Origin of the sequence: Aphanothece microscopica RSMan92, assembly GCF_046613545.2 — a bacterium.
Classification (GTDB): Bacteria; Cyanobacteriota; Cyanobacteriia; order PCC-6307; family Cyanobiaceae; genus NIES-981.
Genome location: NZ_JBKKKY020000009.1, coordinates 17,437 through 32,572, shown reverse-complemented (window position 1 = coordinate 32,572; position 15,136 = coordinate 17,437). Strand labels below are relative to the sequence as shown.

At 71.6% G+C, this 15,136-nt stretch carries 19 protein-coding genes; 15 read left to right on the top strand and 4 right to left on the bottom strand.

The features are described 5' to 3' along the window. Positions 1 to 4: 4 nt before the first annotated feature. Positions 5 to 118, bottom strand: coding sequence for a cytochrome b6-f complex subunit V (gene petG, locus ACLD7X_RS04135; RefSeq protein ID WP_411422257.1), 114 nt, complete (start codon positions 116 to 118; stop codon positions 5 to 7). A 126-nt stretch (positions 119 to 244) separates the two neighbouring features. Between petG and ACLD7X_RS04130 the strand changes: the two genes are divergently transcribed. The 11 genes from ACLD7X_RS04130 (at position 245) to ACLD7X_RS04080 (ending at position 8,758) form a co-directional block, all read left to right on the top strand. Then, positions 245 to 634 (top strand): c-type cytochrome, encoded by a 390-nt coding sequence (locus ACLD7X_RS04130; RefSeq protein ID WP_411422217.1) that lies wholly within the window; start codon positions 245 to 247, stop codon positions 632 to 634. Further along, entirely contained in the window at positions 631 to 1,392 is a 762-nt protein-coding gene (locus ACLD7X_RS04125) for an RNA methyltransferase (protein WP_411422216.1), read from the top strand. The genes ACLD7X_RS04130 and ACLD7X_RS04125 overlap by 4 nt, the downstream gene beginning before the upstream one ends. A 28-nt stretch (positions 1,393 to 1,420) precedes the next feature. After that, on the top strand, positions 1,421 to 2,479 hold the full coding sequence (locus ACLD7X_RS04120) for a serine hydrolase (protein ID WP_411422215.1): 1,059 nt from the start codon (positions 1,421 to 1,423) through the stop codon (positions 2,477 to 2,479). Then, a complete protein-coding gene (locus tag ACLD7X_RS04115; protein ID WP_411422214.1) occupies positions 2,476 to 3,885 on the top strand; it encodes a DUF3370 domain-containing protein in 1,410 nt (469 codons plus the stop codon). Before ACLD7X_RS04120 ends, ACLD7X_RS04115 begins: the two co-directional genes overlap by 4 nt. Further along, positions 3,882 to 4,970, top strand: coding sequence for a magnesium chelatase ATPase subunit I (bchI, locus tag ACLD7X_RS04110; protein WP_411422213.1), 1,089 nt, complete (start codon positions 3,882 to 3,884; stop codon positions 4,968 to 4,970). The genes ACLD7X_RS04115 and bchI overlap by 4 nt, the downstream gene beginning before the upstream one ends. A 15-nt stretch (positions 4,971 to 4,985) precedes the next feature. Continuing rightward, positions 4,986 to 5,468, top strand: coding sequence for a crossover junction endodeoxyribonuclease RuvC (ruvC, locus tag ACLD7X_RS04105; RefSeq protein ID WP_411422212.1), 483 nt, complete (start codon positions 4,986 to 4,988; stop codon positions 5,466 to 5,468). A gap of 4 nt (positions 5,469 to 5,472) precedes the next feature. Beyond that, positions 5,473 to 6,105: a 5-formyltetrahydrofolate cyclo-ligase gene (locus tag ACLD7X_RS04100; protein WP_411422211.1), complete on the top strand. Its 633-nt coding sequence runs from the start codon at positions 5,473 to 5,475 to the stop codon at positions 6,103 to 6,105. 29 nt (positions 6,106 to 6,134) lie between these two features. After that, positions 6,135 to 6,374 (top strand): hypothetical protein, encoded by a 240-nt coding sequence (locus tag ACLD7X_RS04095; protein ID WP_425625086.1) that lies wholly within the window; start codon positions 6,135 to 6,137, stop codon positions 6,372 to 6,374. 76 nt (positions 6,375 to 6,450) lie between these two features. Continuing rightward, positions 6,451 to 6,957 carry a hypothetical protein gene (locus tag ACLD7X_RS04090; protein WP_425625085.1) on the top strand — a complete coding sequence of 169 codons (507 nt, stop codon included), beginning with the start codon at positions 6,451 to 6,453 and terminating at the stop codon, positions 6,955 to 6,957. After that, positions 6,958 to 7,392, top strand: a complete 435-nt coding sequence (locus ACLD7X_RS04085; protein ID WP_411422208.1) for a SufE family protein — start codon at positions 6,958 to 6,960, stop codon at positions 7,390 to 7,392. It abuts the gene before it with no gap. A 34-nt stretch (positions 7,393 to 7,426) separates the two neighbouring features. Continuing rightward, positions 7,427 to 8,758: a homoserine dehydrogenase gene (locus tag ACLD7X_RS04080; RefSeq protein WP_411422207.1), complete on the top strand. Its 1,332-nt coding sequence runs from the start codon at positions 7,427 to 7,429 to the stop codon at positions 8,756 to 8,758. Between the two features lie 114 nt (positions 8,759 to 8,872). Here ACLD7X_RS04080 and ACLD7X_RS04075 read toward each other — a convergent pair whose 3' ends face one another. Continuing rightward, the gene (locus tag ACLD7X_RS04075; protein ID WP_411422206.1) at positions 8,873 to 9,049 is read right to left on the bottom strand and encodes a hypothetical protein; all 177 of its coding nucleotides are present in this window, start codon (positions 9,047 to 9,049) and stop codon (positions 8,873 to 8,875) included. Between ACLD7X_RS04075 and ACLD7X_RS04070 the strand changes: the two genes are divergently transcribed. Genes ACLD7X_RS04070 through ACLD7X_RS04060 form a run of 3 tightly spaced genes read left to right on the top strand, consistent with a single transcriptional unit; the run spans position 9,039 to position 11,963 of the window. Beyond that, positions 9,039 to 9,257, top strand: coding sequence for a hypothetical protein (locus tag ACLD7X_RS04070; RefSeq protein WP_411422205.1), 219 nt, complete (start codon positions 9,039 to 9,041; stop codon positions 9,255 to 9,257). The two genes, ACLD7X_RS04075 and ACLD7X_RS04070, sit on opposite strands and share 11 nt — an antisense overlap. 28 nt (positions 9,258 to 9,285) lie before the next feature. Continuing rightward, positions 9,286 to 10,935 (top strand): ABC transporter substrate-binding protein, encoded by a 1,650-nt coding sequence (locus ACLD7X_RS04065; protein ID WP_411422204.1) that lies wholly within the window; start codon positions 9,286 to 9,288, stop codon positions 10,933 to 10,935. After that, on the top strand, positions 10,932 to 11,963 hold the full coding sequence (locus ACLD7X_RS04060) for an ABC transporter permease (RefSeq protein ID WP_411422203.1): 1,032 nt from the start codon (positions 10,932 to 10,934) through the stop codon (positions 11,961 to 11,963). Before ACLD7X_RS04065 ends, ACLD7X_RS04060 begins: the two co-directional genes overlap by 4 nt. Before the next feature lie 14 nt (positions 11,964 to 11,977). Here the strand turns inward: ACLD7X_RS04060 and ACLD7X_RS04055 are convergent, their stop codons facing one another. Beyond that, entirely contained in the window at positions 11,978 to 13,558 is a 1,581-nt protein-coding gene (locus tag ACLD7X_RS04055) for an alpha/beta hydrolase (RefSeq protein ID WP_411422202.1), read from the bottom strand. A 26-nt stretch (positions 13,559 to 13,584) separates the two neighbouring features. On the opposite strand from ACLD7X_RS04055, the gene ACLD7X_RS04050 reads away from it, so the two are divergent. Beyond that, a complete protein-coding gene (locus ACLD7X_RS04050) occupies positions 13,585 to 14,832 on the top strand; it encodes an MFS transporter (RefSeq protein WP_411422201.1) in 1,248 nt (415 codons plus the stop codon). On the opposite strand, the gene ACLD7X_RS04045 is transcribed toward ACLD7X_RS04050, so the two are convergent. Beyond that, positions 14,807 to 14,992 (bottom strand): hypothetical protein, encoded by a 186-nt coding sequence (locus ACLD7X_RS04045; protein WP_412006731.1) that lies wholly within the window; start codon positions 14,990 to 14,992, stop codon positions 14,807 to 14,809. The genes ACLD7X_RS04050 and ACLD7X_RS04045 overlap by 26 nt on opposite strands. Positions 14,993 to 15,136 lie beyond the last annotated feature (144 nt).

Genomic DNA, 15,136 nt, shown 5'->3' with positions numbered 1-15,136 from the left:
CGCCTCAGGCGTCGAGCACGCTGCCGCGCCGATACTGGTTCCAGGCCGCCACGAACAGCCCCACCAGCGTGACGGGAATCAGACCGAGCACGATGCCGCAGAGCAGGGGTTCGATCATGGGAGGCGCCGGACGTCGATCAGGGCACAATTCTTCCATGCCCAGCGCCGCATCCGCAGCCCAGCCTCTCCCTCTGTGATCCTGGATCCTGGTCTCCTGTGAACCTTCCCCTGTGACCGCTGCCCTGTGAGCGCCGAGATGAACGGCCAGATCGCCCAGCCCGCCATCCCCCGAGGCCTGGTCGCCGCCCTGGTGCTGGCGGCCGCCGCGGCCTGCATCGTGGTGGTGATCCTGGTCCTGCCGGCCGCCCGGACTGATCCCTACACGCGCCGCACCCTGGAGCTCAGCGGTTCGGTGGAGCACGGGGCGCGTCTGTTCCGGCTCAACTGCGCCGGCTGCCACGGGATCGCGGCCCAGGGCCTGGTCGGGCCCGACCTGCACGGGGTGTCCCAGCGCAGGAACCAGCGCCAGCTGATCCAGCAGGTGGTGAGCGGCCGCACCCCTCCCATGCCCCGTTTCCAGCCGGAGCCCCAGGCGATGGCTGACCTGCTGGCCTACCTGAACGGCCTGGTGTGAGCGGCGCCCTGGTGGTGGTGCTGGTCGAGCCGGCCGGCCCGCTCAATGTCGGCAGCGTCGCCCGCCTCTGCGCCAACTTCGCGGTGCAGCAGCTGCGCCTGGTGGCCCCCCGCTGTGACCATCTGGGGGAGGAGGCCTGCCGGATGGCCGTGCACGGCCGGAACATGCTCGAAACGGCGCGCCTGTTTCCCGACCTGGCCGCGGCGCTGGCTGACTGCCAGAGGGTCGTGGCCACCAGCGGCCGCCGGGATGGCGAGCCCCTGCCGCTGCTGCCTGCCGATCAGGCGCTGGCCTGGCTGGCGGCGTCCCGGGAGGACAGCCCCGTGGCGCTGGTCTTCGGCCGGGAGGACCGGGGGCTGAGCAACGGCGAGCTGCTCCAGGCCGGCCGCCTGCTGGCCCTGCAGACCGCCGGGAGTTACCGCTCGCTGAACCTCTCCCATGCCGTGGCGGTGGTGCTCCACGCCTGGCATGGTCTGGGGCCGGTCGCTGGGGCAGGGCCCACGCCGGAGTCGCCTGAACCCAGCCGTCGCGGTCCGCTCGAGGCCCTGCTGGCCGATGCCGAGGCCCTGCTGCTGGAGGCGGGCTTCCTCTACCCCCACACCGCCGAGGCCCGGATGGCCAAGGTCCGCCGGCTGCTGCAGCGCGGCCAGGTCAGCGGCGAGGAGGTGGCGCTGTTGCGGGGCATGGTGCGCCAGCTCCGCTGGGCCAGCCGTCGGGGCGCCAACCCCGAAGGCGGCAGCGGCCCCGACCCCTCTTAGCGTCGGTGCGCCGACACCCCCACCTGCCTTGACCGCTGGCCGACCACCACAGACTCCCCGGGCCGGCTGGGGCCAGCCGCTGCGGCTCCTGCTCCGCCTCACCGTGATGGGGGTGGGGATGGGGGTCCTGGTGGGCACGGGGCTCAAGCTGCTGGCCCCGCAGCTGGCCAAGAGCACCCTCAATGCCCCCAGGCCGGATGGGGCGGCCTCCCTCCCGGCCAAGACCCTGGATCTGGGTCGATTCGAGCCCCGCAAGGAACTCCCGGCCCTCAGCCAGAGCTGGGCTCGCCTGGCCGCCGCCCAGAAGGACCTCAAGGTCAGCGGCTTCATGCTCGTGCTCGATGACGGGCGCTATGCCCAGCTGCAGCCCGATCTGCCCCTGCCGGCAGCGAGCTCCATCAAGACCCCGATCCTGCTCGCCGGCCTGGAAGACCTCGACTCCGCCAGGCTCCGCTGGAACGAGCCCCTGCCCCTCACCAAGGAGGTGGTGGGCGGCGGCGCCGGCTGGATGGCGAACAAACCGATCGGGACCCGGTTCCCCTTCTTCGAGGCCGCCACCGAGATGATCCGGGTCAGCGACAACAGCGCCACCAACCTGCTGATCAAACGCCTGGGGGGCAAGACCAAGCTCAATGCCCACTTCCAGACCCTGGGACTCCAGGCCACGGTGGTCAACAACTGGCTGCCGGACCTCGAAGGCACCAACACGACCAGCTCCCGGGATCTGGCCCGCTCCATCGCCCTGGTGGACACGGGCGAGAAACTGAGCCCCCGCGCCCGGGACCTGTTCCGGGAAATCATGGGCACCTCCCGCACCAACACCCTGATCCCCCTGGGGATGCTGCAGGGGCTGGGCAAGGACGCGGCCGATCCCGACAGCGAGCTGCTGAGTTACGGGATCACCGTCTACAACAAGACCGGTGACATCGGCATCGCCTATGCCGATGCCGCCCTGATCCAGCTGCCCAACGGCCAGCGGGCCGTGGCGGCCTTCATGGTCAAGGGTCCGTTCAACGACCCCCGCTCCACCGACCTCATCCGCGCCATGGCGGCCGAAGTCGCCAAAACCCTGGTAGGCCGCCCATGACCCCCCGCCTCAAGCCCCTGCTCGCCGCGACGGGATCGCTGCTGCTCCTGGCGCCGGCCTGGGGGCAGCCCGCCCCCTCCTCCCCCGCGCCCGTGCTGCGGTCCCAGACCGTGGCCCCCCTGCCGGGGGGACTCGACCGGCTGCTGGTCGTGAACGACAACAACCCGGAACTGATCACCGGGCCGGGGATCCTGCTCTCCACCTTCCCCGGCCAGGGACGGCCGGTGCCGGCCGCCCACCTGGACGTGCCGCTCAGCGGACGCTTCGACCTGTTCAGCCACCACGTCTACGCCGGCAAGCCGGAGACCCTCGACTCCACCCTCTGGCTGGCGGTGGTGGCGCAGCCGCGGGGGAACCAGCCGGTGACCCTCAAACTGCTCGGCGGGTCCACGGCGCTGTCCCAGTCCCTGGACCCGGCCATGGCCGGCGCACCCTTCCTGCCCCTGCCGCCCCTGCTGGCGGAGACCACCACGCCGGCCTACGCCGGCCCGGGCAGCCGGGTGGCCACCGAACTGCTGGCCAGGACGCCGAGCCGTGAGATCCCCCAGCAGTGGACGCTGCCGGCCGGCAGTGCCACCACCCTGCTGGTGCTGCCCCTGCCGGTGCGCGGTCTCGATCCCCTGCTCAACGGCCGCAACCTGCAACTGCGGCTGGTCAGCAGCGGGCCGGTCAGCCTGGCCACCCTCGCCGCCTTCGGAGCGGACGATGCGCCCCCGCCGCCCGACACCTGGCCCCGCCTGCTGGATGGGGACCTCAGCCCCAAGGAACACCAGCCGACCCCCCGCGGTGCCAGCGGCCGGATCATCTATTCCCGCGTCAGCGGGGTGCAGATCGGCAGCACCTGGAAGGGCACGATCACCGATCCGGGCAAGCCGTGGCTGAGCGCGGGCCGGGCACCGATCTCGTGGCCGATCGCCTCCCTGGAACGGGGCAGCCTCGGCACCGGCCAGGTGCAGACCGCCGAACTCCAGGCCTTCTACCCCGGCACCGCCTGGGCGGCCCACGGCAATTACGGCGTCGAGTACGACCTCACGATCCCGCTGCGGAACGACGGCCCGCAGCCGGTGGCTCTGCAGCTGGCCCTGGAATCCCCGCTCAAGACCGACCAGCAGGCCGGCGGCCTGCGCTTCAACGCCACCCCGGCCCGGGCCGTGATGTTCCGCGGCCCGATCGAGGTGAGCGGCCTGGACGGCCCCGCCGGCCGACCCAGCCGCCGCCGCCGCTTCCATCTGGTGCAGCGGGCCGGGGAGCCCGGTCCGGCCCTCGGCACGGTGACCCTGGCCCCGGGGGCCCAGCGCCAGCTGCGGGTGCGGCTGATCTACCCGGCCGATGCCACGCCACCCCAGGTGCTCAGCCTGTTGCCTGTGAAACAATCCCCACCGACCCCAGCCAGCAGCCAACCGTGACGCAAGCCCGCAAGCGCCGGGTCTTCCCCTTCACCGCCATCGTGGGTCAGGAGGAGATGAAACTGGCCCTGCTGCTGAACGTGATCGACCCCCGCATCGGCGGGGTGATGATCATGGGGGACAGGGGCACGGGCAAGAGCACCACGATCCGGGCCCTGGCCGATCTGCTGCCCGACATCGACGTCGTGGCCGGCGATCCCTACAACAGCTCTCCCGACGATCCCGATCTGCAGAGCGCCGAGGTGCGTCAGCGGCTGGAGCACGGCGAGCAGCTGCCCACCGAGAAGCGCCAGGTGCCGATGGTGGACCTCCCCCTGGGTGCCACCGAGGATCGCCTCTGCGGCACCATCGACATCGAGAAGGCCCTCAGCGAGGGGGTGCGGGCCTTCGAGCCAGGCCTGCTGGCCAAGGCCAATCGGGGCCTGCTCTACGTCGATGAGGTGAACCTGCTCGACGACCACCTAGTGGATGTGCTGCTCGACTCGGCCGCCTCCGGCTGGAACACCGTGGAACGGGAGGGTGTGAGCGTGCGCCACCCGGCGCGCTTCGTGCTGATCGGCTCCGGCAACCCCGAGGAGGGCGAACTCCGTCCCCAGCTGCTGGATCGCTTCGGCATGAGCGTGGAGGTGCGCACCGTGCGCGATCCGGAGCTGCGGGTGCAGGTGGTGGACCAGCGCACCGCCTTCGACAACGACCCCGACGGCTTCAACACCGCCGTGCAGGCGACCCAGGATGGCCTGCAGGCCCGGGTGGTGGAGGCCCAGAACCGCCTCGGCCAGGTGCAGATCGACGATGACCTCCGGCTGCGCATCTCCGCCATCTGCGGCGAGCTCGATGTCGATGGCCTGCGCGGCGACATCGTGACCAACCGGGCCGCCCGGGCCCTGGCGGCCTTCGAGGGACGCACCGAGGTCAGTGAAGACGACGTGGCCCGCGTGGCCGCCTGCTGCCTCCGCCACCGCCTGCGCAAGGACCCCCTCGAGCAGATCGACTCGGGCGACCGCGTCGTGAAGGTGTTCTGCAAGGTGTTCGATCGGGCCGACTCCGGCGACCGGAGCCAGTTCGAACTGGCCCTGGCCGCCTGAGGCCGCGGCGTACCCGTGCGCATCCTGGGCATCGATCCCGGTCTCGCCCGGGTCGGCTACGGGGTGATCGAGGCAGCCCCGCCTGGCCAGGCTGGGCTGCCGAGCCAGCGCCTGCTCGACTGCGGCATCCTCCGCACCGACGCCGGGCGGGGGGAGGGTGAGCGCATGGTGGAGATCGCCAGCGATCTGCGGGTGCTGGTGCGCACCTGGCGCCCCGATCTGGCGGTGGTGGAGAAGTTCTTCTTCTACCGCTCCAGCACCACGATCGCGGTGGTGCAGGCCCGCGGGGTGATCATCATGACCCTGGCCCGGTTCCGGATCCCGATCGTGGAGATCCCCCCCATGCAGATCAAGCAGGCCCTCACCGGCAACGGCCATGCCGACAAGCCCGAGGTGCTGGAGGCGGTGATGCGGGAACTGGAACTCGAAGTGCCCCCGCGCCCGGACGATGCCGCCGACGCCCTGGCAGCCGCCCTCACCGGCTGGTTCCAGCGCTGACGGCATGGGCAGGGAGGGGGGCCTGGACGCAGCCCGGAAGGCGGACCTGCGACGTCACTTCCGGGCCCGGCGCCGCCGGCTGCTCAGCCATGCGGAGGGCGCGGTGATCGCCCAGGTGCAACGGCTGCTGCCCGGCCTGCTGCGGGGTGAGGGTCGGCTGGGCATCTACTGGCCCCTCGAGGGGGAGATCGACCTACGGGAAACCCTGGCCGCGCCCGGCTTCGGGCCGGTCCGCCTCGCCCTGCCGGCCATCGACGATGGCCGGCTCCTGTACCGGCCCTGGCAGCCGGGCGAGCCCCTCGAGCGCGACGCCTGCGGCATCCCGGCGCCGCCCCCAGCCGCCGGCAACCTGGCGGCGAGTGCCCTGCAGCTGCTGCTGGTGCCCGCCCTGGCCATGGATGCGCAGGGTGTGCGGCTGGGCTACGGCGGCGGCTGGTACGACCGCCTGCGCGGCCAGCTCAGCTGGCGTCGGGTCCCCGCCCTGGCCGTGCTGCCGGCCGGCTGTCTCACGCCGCGGCTGCCGCGCGAAGCCTGGGACGTGCCGTTCGATGGCTGGATCAGCGAGCAGGGCCTGGGCCTGGTCGGCGCGGGTTCCTCTGGGGAGGCGGGCCGCGGCGCGCTCCGCGACGAACCTTGACAAACCCTGGTGCCGCCCCTGGCCAGGCCGTGGAATTTGCGAAGATCCCTGGAATGCTCCAGCGCTGGCCTGTGAACCTGTCCGTACCCGGCTCCCTGTCCAGCCCTGTCTCCAGCCCCAGCGCGGCCCCCTGCGCCGCCGATCGCGTGCTGGCGTCGGAACTGGCGGGCCGCGGCGACGTCCATGACGCGCTCTCGATGATGGTGAGCTCGATGGTGCGGATGGTGCAGGCCGGCAAGACGCGCGAAAGTCGCTGGAAGGATTCCTGAATCCGCTCCTCGGCCGCTCCCCGTCCCTAACCTGTCCCTGCAGCTCACCGTGCAGCCCACGGAATCCCAGCAGTCCATGGAATCCCAGCAGCCCATGGCCCGCACACTTGCGGGTGCGCTCACCTGCACCGCCCTGTCGGCGGCCGCCCTGATCCTTGGCGTGATCGGCACGGCTGCGCCGGTCCGCGCCCACGCCATCGAGAGCAGCCTCGATCGGGTCACCGCCCTCAACGATGAGCTCCTGCTCGAGAGCCGCTTCGGGAGTGGGGAACCCGCGGACGATGCCGTGGTGCGCCTGGTGCCTCCGGGGGGCGAGCCGATTGAGGTGGGGCGCACCGATGCCACGGGCAGGCTGCGCTTCCGCCTGCCGGCCGATGCCGGCTCCGCCTGGGAGGTGCAGGTTGACCGCGGTCCCGGCCACCGCGACTATCTGGAGCTCCCGGGCACCGAGCCCACGGCGAGCAGCCCGGTGCTCAGCCGGGCGGTGCAGGGCTCCCTCAGCAACCCAGCCGGCGTGACCGGCTGGCTGCTCGGCCTGAGCGGCACAGCCGCCGGCATGCTGGCGCTGCGACGTCGCCGCTAGATGGCCGATTCCACGCCTGGGCCCACCGGCAGTCCGGCCCTGGATCGCATCGTCGCCAGGCTGGCCAGCACCACGGACCCGAGGCGGCGCTACGAATACGTGCTCTGGCTGGCCAAGAAGCTCGAGCCTCTCCCGGAGGAGTTCCGCAACGACGCCTTCAAGGTGAAGGGCTGCGTCTCCCAGGTCTACGTCGTGGGCCAGCTCCGGGAGGGCAAGCTGCACTGGCTGGGGGACTCCGATGCCGCCATCACCAAGGGCCTGCTGGCCCTGCTGATCGAGGGGCTGGAAGGGCTCTCCCCCGAACAGGCCGCCACCATCGACCCCGGCTTCATCGCCGCGACCGGCCTGCAGGCCAGTCTCACCCCTTCGCGGGCCAACGGTTTCCTCAACATCCTGCGGCTGATGCAGGCCCAGGCGAAGGCCCTGGCCGCCTGATTTCTAGGATCCCCGCAGTGCGGGAATCCAGAGCATGACCATCGGCATCGGCTTGCTCGGGATGGGCACGGTGGGAGCCGGTGTGGCCGGCATCCTGACCACCCCCGCCGGGCGCCATCCGCTGGTGGCGGCCCTGCAGCTGCGACGCGTGGCCGTGCGGGACCTGACCCGCCCCCGGGCCGTCCCCCTGCCGGTGGAGATCCTCACCAGCGACCCGAATGCCGTGGTGGACGACCCGGACATCGACATCGTGGTGGAGGTGATGGGGGGCCTCGAACCCGCCCGCTCCCTGATCCTGCGGGCGATCGCCGCCGGCAAATCGGTGGTCACCGCGAACAAGGCGGTGATCGCCCGCTACGGCGAAGAGATCGGGGCGGCGGCGGCGGCCCGCGGCGTGTACGTGCTGATCGAGGCGGCCGTGGGCGGGGGGATCCCGATCATCGAACCCCTCAAGCAGTCGCTCGGCGGCAACCGCATCCAGCGGGTGAGCGGCATCATCAACGGCACCACCAACTACATCCTCAGCCGCATGGCGGCGGAAGGGGCCGACTACGCCGAGGTGCTGGCCGAGGCCCAGAAGCTCGGCTACGCCGAGGCCGATCCGGCGGCCGACGTGGAAGGTGGCGATGCCGCAGACAAGATCGCCATCCTGGCCGGGCTGGCCTACGGCGGCCCGGTGCCGCGGGAGGCCATTCCCACCGAGGGCATCGATCGGCTGGACGCCCGCGATGTGAGCTATGCGGCCCAGCTGGGCTTCGTGGTGAAGTTGCTGGCCGTCGCCCAGCTGGTGGACGCCCCGGCCGTCCCGGCGAAGCAGCCGCCCAGCGGCCTCCAGCTGCTGGATGTGCGGGTCCATCCCACCCTGCTGCCCAGGAGCCATCCACTGGCCGGCGTCAACGGGGTCAACAACGCCATCCTGGTGGAGGCGGACCCGGTGGGTGAGGTGATGTTCTTCGGACCCGGCGCCGGCGCCGGTCCCACCGCCTCGGCGGTGGTGGCCGACATCCTCAACATCGCCGGCATCCGACAGGCGACCGGGGGCCACCCCGGCGGCGGCGTCGATCCGCTGCTGGCCGCCGGCAGCTGGCGCCAGTGCGCCCTGGTGGATGGGGCCTGCACCACCCATCGCAACTACGTGCGCCTGCGCACCACCGATCAGGCCGGAGTGATCGGCAAGATCGGCACCTGCTTCGGTCAGGCGGGGGTCTCGATCCAGTCGATCGTGCAGTTCGAGGCGGACAGCGAAGCCGCCGAGATCGTGGTGATCACCCACGAAGTCCTCGAGGCCGACTTCCGCCGGGCCCTGAACGCCATCGCCGTCCTGCCGGAGGTGGCGTCGGTGGCGGCCTGCCTGCGTACGCTGTGATCGACGGGCCGATCCCGCCGCCGGGCTGATCGCGGTGATCAGCTCTGCCAATCACGCACCCCTGGCGCCGGGGCGGCTCCAGGGGGCAAAGTGGAGGAAGATCCGGAGATATCCTTAAGAAACCGCGTTTATCGCCGTCTTCGCATCCGGACCGCGTTCTGTAACGCAGCAAACATTTTTACCGCTGATCGGGCCGCACCATTCCGGCAGATCCTTCCCCATCAGCTCCACGCCCTTCTCCTCAACGTCAGCGACGCCGCCCCCTCCGCCAAACCGCACCATGACGGTCATCACCTGCAGCAGCACCAGCCCCACCAGCACCCCCAACCAGGGGGAGTGCGTTCACCTGGACTCGGATGAGCAGCTCTACCAGGTGATCGGCGTGGATGATCGCCACGACCGCTGCTGGCTGCGGCGCTGGCCCCTCGCCCGCCAGGGCTCCGAGGTCTTTGAAATTTCCCTGCAGCAGATCCGGCCCGCCAGACCCCACCGCTCTTGAATGGTCGCCGTCCGCTGAGCGACATCCCTTGCGCCGGGTTCTGCGCCTGACTCCTCCCCGGCGAGCCCCGGGTCGCCGCGCCCGGCTCCTGGCCGAAGCCACCAGGCTGGCCCTGGCGACCGGGCTGGTCCTGGCCACCGGGCTGGTCCTGACGGGATGCCTTCCCCGTCCGACGGCCGGCAACCGGCTGGTCGTCGCCAGCCGGAACCGCATCGACAGCGTCGATCCGGCCGGGGCCTACACCTTCGGGGCCATGCAGGTGCTCAGCGCCATCGGGGATCCCCTCTACGCCATCGCGCCCGACGGCAGCATCGAACCCCGGCTGGCAGTCGGCCTGCCCGAACTCAGTGGCGACGGCCTGACAGCCCGGGTGGAGCTGCGGCGGGGCGTGCGTTTTCACGACGGCACGCCCTTTGATGCGGCGGCCATGGTGTTCACGCTGGAGCGCTTCCTCGCCATCGGCAAGCTCAGCTACCTCCTGGGCGATCGGGTCAGCGGCGTGCGGGCCGTGGGCCCCCACACCCTCGAACTCCAGCTCAAGCGCCCCTTCGGTGCCCTGGCCGAGCTGCTCAGTGCCGTGAACCTCACGCCGCTCTCCCCCACCGCCTACCGCGACCATGGCCGCCGCCTGCTGAACGAGCGCTTCGTGGGCACCGGCCCCTACCGGCTCACCTTTTTCAGCGACCAGCAGCAACGGCTCGAGCCCTTCGCGGACTACTGGGGGCCGAAGCCCGCCAACGCCGGCATCGACCTGGTCTCGCTGAGCAACTCCACGGCCCTGTTCGGAGCCCTCACCAGTGGTGAGGTGGACGTGCTGCTCTCCACCAGCCTGGAGATCGACCAGCAGGCCGACCTGCGACGCCGCGCCCGCCAGGGACTGCTGCGGGAGGGCAGTGGGCCCGCCCTGGAGATCAGCTACCTCACCCTGCTGACCGACCAGCCGCCCCTCGACGACCCGAAGCTGCGCCAGGCCGTGGCCTACAGCCTCGATCGCCGCACCATCAGTGAACGGGTGACCCTGGGTCTGCGCCCCCCCCTGCGGGACCTGGTGCCTCCCAGCCTGCCGGGGGCCGAACCCACCGCCTGGGTCAGCTACGACCCCGAGCGGGCCCGGAGCCTCTACCGGGAGGCCGGCTACTGCCAGGGCAAGACATTGGCACTGCCGCTCACCTTCCGCTCGAACATCCCCAGCGATCGCCTCTTCGCCCTCACCTGGCAGGCCCAGCTGCGGGAAGATCTCGGCGACTGCGTGGAGCTCGAGGTGAGCGGGATGGAGTCCACCACCGCCTACCGCCAGCTCGGCGAGGGGGCCTTCACCCTGATCCTGCTCGACTGGATGGGGGACTTCCCCGACGCCGACAGTTACCTCGTGCCCCTGCTCGCCTGCGACAGGGAGGAGGGCGACCGCTGCCTGGAAGGGGCCAGCGCCGCCAGCGGCAGCTTCTGGGCCAGCCCCGGTCTGCAGGCAGAGCTGCAGCGCGGTGCCGCCAGCCGGGGGGAGGAGCGGCGGGCCGTGCTGCAGCGGATCCAACGTCTCACCGCCGCCGCCAACCCCTACGTGCCGGTGTGGCTGGTGGCGCCCCGCGCCTGGTCGCAGCGCCAGGTGAGCCAGCCCCGCTTTGACGGCTCCGGGCGCGCGGTGCTGCAGGAGCTGCGGCGGGAGCCGACACGGCCATGAGCCGGCGCAACGCCCTGCTCCAGTACCTGGCCGCCCGCCTGGCGCTGGCCCCGGTGATGCTCTGGCTGATCGCCACCCTGGTGTTCCTGCTGCTGCGCCTGGCCCCTGGGGATCCGATCGACGCCCTGCTCGGCACCCGGGCTCCCGAGGCCGCCCGCGCGGCCCTGCGCAGCCGCCTCGGCCTGGACCAGCCCCTCTGGCACCAGTACGGCCAGTTCCTGATCGACCTGCTGCGCGGCGATCTGGGAACCTCCCTCACCAACCAGGAACCGGTCACCGGAATCATCCGCCAGACCCTGCCCGCCAGCCTCGAGCTCGGCAGCGTCGCCCTGCTGCTGGCCGCCGTCGTGGGTCTGGCCGTGGGCTTCTCGGGCATCGCCCGCCCGGAGGGGAAGCTGGATCTGGCGGGACGCCTCTACGGCATCGGCACCTACGCCCTGCCCCCCTTCTGGGCCGCGATGGTGGTGCAGCTGATCTTCGCGGTCTGGCTCGGCTGGCTGCCCGTTGGCGGGCGGTTCCCCCCCACCCTCCTGCCCCCGGAGGGCAGCGGGTTCTATCTGCTCGACAGTCTGCGCAGCGGCCTGGCCACCGGGCAGTGGAAGCTCCTGGCCGGCACCCTGCGCCATCTCGTGCTGCCGGCCGGGACCCTGGGTCTGCTGCTCAGCGGCATCTTCGCCAACGCCCTGCGGCTGAACCTACGCCGCGCCCTGAGCAGCGACTACGTGGAGGCGGCCCGCAGCCGCGGCCTGGGCGAAGCCCGGGTGGTGCTGCGCCACGCCCTGCCCAACGCCCTGCTGCCGGTGCTCACCATCACGGGGATCACCGTGGCCTCCCTGATCGGCGGTGCCCTGCTGATCGAGGTCACCTACTCCTGGCCGGGCATCGCCTTCCGGCTGCAGGAGGCCATCAGCCAGCGGGACTACCCGCTCGTGCAGGGGATCGTGGTGGTGGTGGCCGCCCTGGTGGTGCTGGTCACGGTGACCGTGGACCTGCTGGTGGCCCTGCTCGATCCCCGCATCCGCTTCTGAGGCCCCGACCGGGCTCAGGGGAGCGTGGAGAACCACCGCTGGGCCTGGGTCCGGTCCAGCACGTAGGCGGTGACACCGTTGTGGACCCGGCGCTGCGGCGAGAGCAGGGTCGGATGCTGCCAACCCTCCAGGAACTCGATGGTGACGGTGAGCAGCAGTTCCTGGACCCGCTGCGGTTCGACCCCCACCAGCTGGTCCCCGAGGTGGAACAGCGCATCCCCGTCACCATCGATCCGCACGGGGGAGAAGTGGCTCCCCCCCTCCACCAGCACCAGGCGGCTGCGCGGATGGCGATTGCCGACGAACAGGGCCAGCTGCTCGGTGACCGGGGGGGTGACGAGATCCAGACTGCCGCCCACCAGCAGCACCGGCAGTTCGAGGTCGGCCAGACCGCGACTGGGCCACAGCAGGCTGCCGAAACCGTTGAAGCTGATCACCCCCCGCAGGGGGATGGCATCCGGGAGCGCGGAGCCGCTCACCGGGAAGGTCGCCCGGGCACCGTCGCCCATCACGTCCGGCAGCTGGCACTGCAGCAGGCGGGAGAGGTTGGTCAGCGGCAGGGACGAGAGGGCCTGGTCGCAGCGCTCGGAAAGCCCCCGCTCCGGAACCATGCCCGCGGCCATGAGCGCGGCCAGGCCGCCGAGGGAGTGGCCGATCAGCACCATCCCCTGCTCCCCGGCCGGCTCGGGGCCCAGGGGCGGGAGCTGCCCATCCCGCCGTGCCGCCAGCACGGCCTGCAGATCCGCCAGCCGGGCGGGCAGGGATTCGGCACCGGGGGGCGGACCCTCCCCTGCCAGGGAGGCCTTGACGGCCCGTTCATCGCTGCCGGGGTGCTCGATCACCACCACGGGCCAGCCGCGCTCGGCCAGGGCCGCACCCAACCAGCTGAGCTGGGTGGTGCTGCCGCCGAGGCCCGGCATCAGCAGCAGCCAGGGCCCCGCCTTGGCACGGCGGGCCGGCCAGATCTCCAGGGGGAGGGGGGAGGGGCGATGGGCCACCGCCAGCTGGACCCGCAGGGGGACCCCCACCCGCTGGCGGCCCAGCACAAGCGTGCGGGATTGGCGGCGTGGCAACGGCAGACGCCGCAGCTGGGCGATGGCCTCGTCCTGGAGCTTCAGTTGCTGGCGCCACTGGCCGGCCAGATCCAGCAGACCATCGATCCGCAGGTTGAGGCGCCTGGGCGGGAGGGCCTGCAGCAGATCGAGGGTGGTGATGGTGTCCTGGCGTTCCAGCAGCTGCCGCAGGGTGGCCATCAGCAGCACGGCCGTGTTGTCCCCCTCCGGTGTGGTGAGCAGGCCGCCCACCTCCCGCAGCATCTGCTCCCCGGTCCAGCTGTTGAGCAGCTGCACGCCGAAGCTCCGATCCCGCAGCAGCGGGGCCCGCAGCAGGCGGACCAATCCGACCCGCGCCTGGGGCTCCAGCAGGTTGAGCCAGAGGGCGAGGGGGGTGGAGCCCCGGCTTGCCGCGCCGGTCCAGGCTTCCAGTTCGTCGAGGTCGAGGGGGAGTTCCAGCCCGTCGAGCCCCACGACCAGCTCCTGGGCCGCCCGTCCGGGCGACGGCAACAGCGGGGGGAGCAGCACCAGCAGACTGGCCACGACCCCGAAAAGGCGGCAAGCGCGTTGTGGCAACAGCCGATCCGGCGAGGAGGGAGAAGCCCGGACTGGCGGGCTGGTGGTTCCAGTTTCCCGCGCCGCTGCGCGAAGTGGCCCTCGTGCGGCTGGTGGGCTCGATCGGAGCCGGTGGAGTCCTCTACCTGACGCCGATGGTCTTTCACCAGGAAGCCTTCAGCGCGGCGAGCGTGACCCAGGGGCTCGCCCTGGCGGCCCTGGCCGGCACCGTGGGACGGTTCCTGAGCGGCTGGCTGCTGGATCGGGGGCTCAACTGCTCGGTGCCGGTGCTGCTGGCGGCGCTCGCCGCCCTCGTCGCCGACAGCCACCTGTTCGCCGCCCGGACGTTCGGCAGCTACCTGCAGGGGCAGCTGCTGCTCGGGATCGCCATGGGGCTGTACTGGCCGGCGATCGAGCTGGCCGTACCCCTGAGCTGCCGCCAGGGGCCAGCGCCGATTCCCTCAGCCCGGGGGTATGCCCTGGTGCGCAGCGCCGATGCGGCGGGAATCGCGGCCGGGGCGCTGCTGGGCGCCCTGCTGGCCGCCGCGGATCGCCTCCGGGGCATCTACCTGGTCGACATGCTGTGCCTGAGCGCCATGGTGCTGCTGCTGCTGCTCCGCCCGCTTCCTGCGCCATTGCGGGCGGAAGGGAGGACAGCCTCGGTGGCCTGGGGCACCTGGCTGCCCCCCCTGCTGCCGGTGCTGGCCGTTGCCCTGCTGGCCACCGCCCTGCCGGCGCTGATGCAGAGCGCGCTCCCCCTGGACCTCGTGCGGGGAGGAATGGAGCGCCAGGCCCTGCCGGAAAGTGTGGGGGCCCTGCTGATCGGCCTGCAGCTGGGGCTGCTGGTGGTGATCCAGTGGCCGGTCGGCCAGGCCCTGGCCAGGCGTCCGGTGGGGCTGGGGTTGGGGATCAGCCTGGGTTGCTTCGCGATCGGCACCGCCCTGCTCGGTCTCTCCGCCCTGAGCCCCCATGGGCTGGGCCTGGTGGTGCTCGCCCAGTTCCCCCTGGCCCTGGGCGAGGCCGCCTTCCTGCCGATCGCCACCGAAGCCGTGATCGAACTCACGCCCCTGGACCATCAGGGGTTGGCCATGGCCCTGTTCTCCCAGTGTTTTGCCATCAGTGCCTTCAGCGCACCGCTGCTGGCCGGCCTGGCCCTCGATCGTTACGGCCATGGGCTGGGGATCTGGTTGACGATGACCGCCCTCTGCCTGGGGGGTCAGCTCCTGGTCAGGCAGATCAGGCCGAGGCCGGAGGCTGCTTGAGGGCCCAGGCCTCGTGGGGCAGAGGCTCGGTGCCGTATTCCCAGTCGTCGTAGTCCGGGTCGTTGCGGATCTTCTGGTGCAGCTCCTTCTGGACGTCGAAGTTGTGAGGGTGATCGGCTGACGGACCGGGGGCCGCAGAGGCGTCGGGGTGCTGGCTCATGGTGTCCACCGCATCTGGAGGCATTCTCGCCGATCTGGTTCACCGATCGGGTCATGCCCGCCGCGGTGCAGCCGACCGACCGTGTGTGATCCCTGGCAGCACGCCCCTCCTGCCCCAGCCGCTCTGGCACCGGCGGGACGGGCG

Excerpts from the sequence above, each read along its gene's own strand:
- petG (WP_411422257.1), bottom strand. The coding sequence starts at position 118 with ATGATCGAACCCCTGCTCTGCGGCATCGTGCTCGGTCTGATTCCCGTC.
- ACLD7X_RS04115 (WP_411422214.1), top strand. The coding sequence starts at position 2,476 with ATGACCCCCCGCCTCAAGCCCCTGCTCGCCGCGACGGGATCGCTGCTG.
- ACLD7X_RS04100 (WP_411422211.1), top strand. The coding sequence starts at position 5,473 with ATGGGCAGGGAGGGGGGCCTGGACGCAGCCCGGAAGGCGGACCTGCGA.
- ACLD7X_RS04090 (WP_425625085.1), top strand. The coding sequence starts at position 6,451 with ATGGAATCCCAGCAGCCCATGGCCCGCACACTTGCGGGTGCGCTCACC.
- ACLD7X_RS04085 (WP_411422208.1), top strand. The coding sequence starts at position 6,958 with ATGGCCGATTCCACGCCTGGGCCCACCGGCAGTCCGGCCCTGGATCGC.
- ACLD7X_RS04080 (WP_411422207.1), top strand. The coding sequence starts at position 7,427 with ATGACCATCGGCATCGGCTTGCTCGGGATGGGCACGGTGGGAGCCGGT.
- ACLD7X_RS04070 (WP_411422205.1), top strand. The coding sequence starts at position 9,039 with ATGACGGTCATCACCTGCAGCAGCACCAGCCCCACCAGCACCCCCAAC.
- ACLD7X_RS04075 (WP_411422206.1), bottom strand. The coding sequence starts at position 9,049 with ATGACCGTCATGGTGCGGTTTGGCGGAGGGGGCGGCGTCGCTGACGTT.
- ACLD7X_RS04060 (WP_411422203.1), top strand. The coding sequence starts at position 10,932 with ATGAGCCGGCGCAACGCCCTGCTCCAGTACCTGGCCGCCCGCCTGGCG.
- ACLD7X_RS04045 (WP_412006731.1), bottom strand. The coding sequence starts at position 14,992 with ATGAGCCAGCACCCCGACGCCTCTGCGGCCCCCGGTCCGTCAGCCGAT.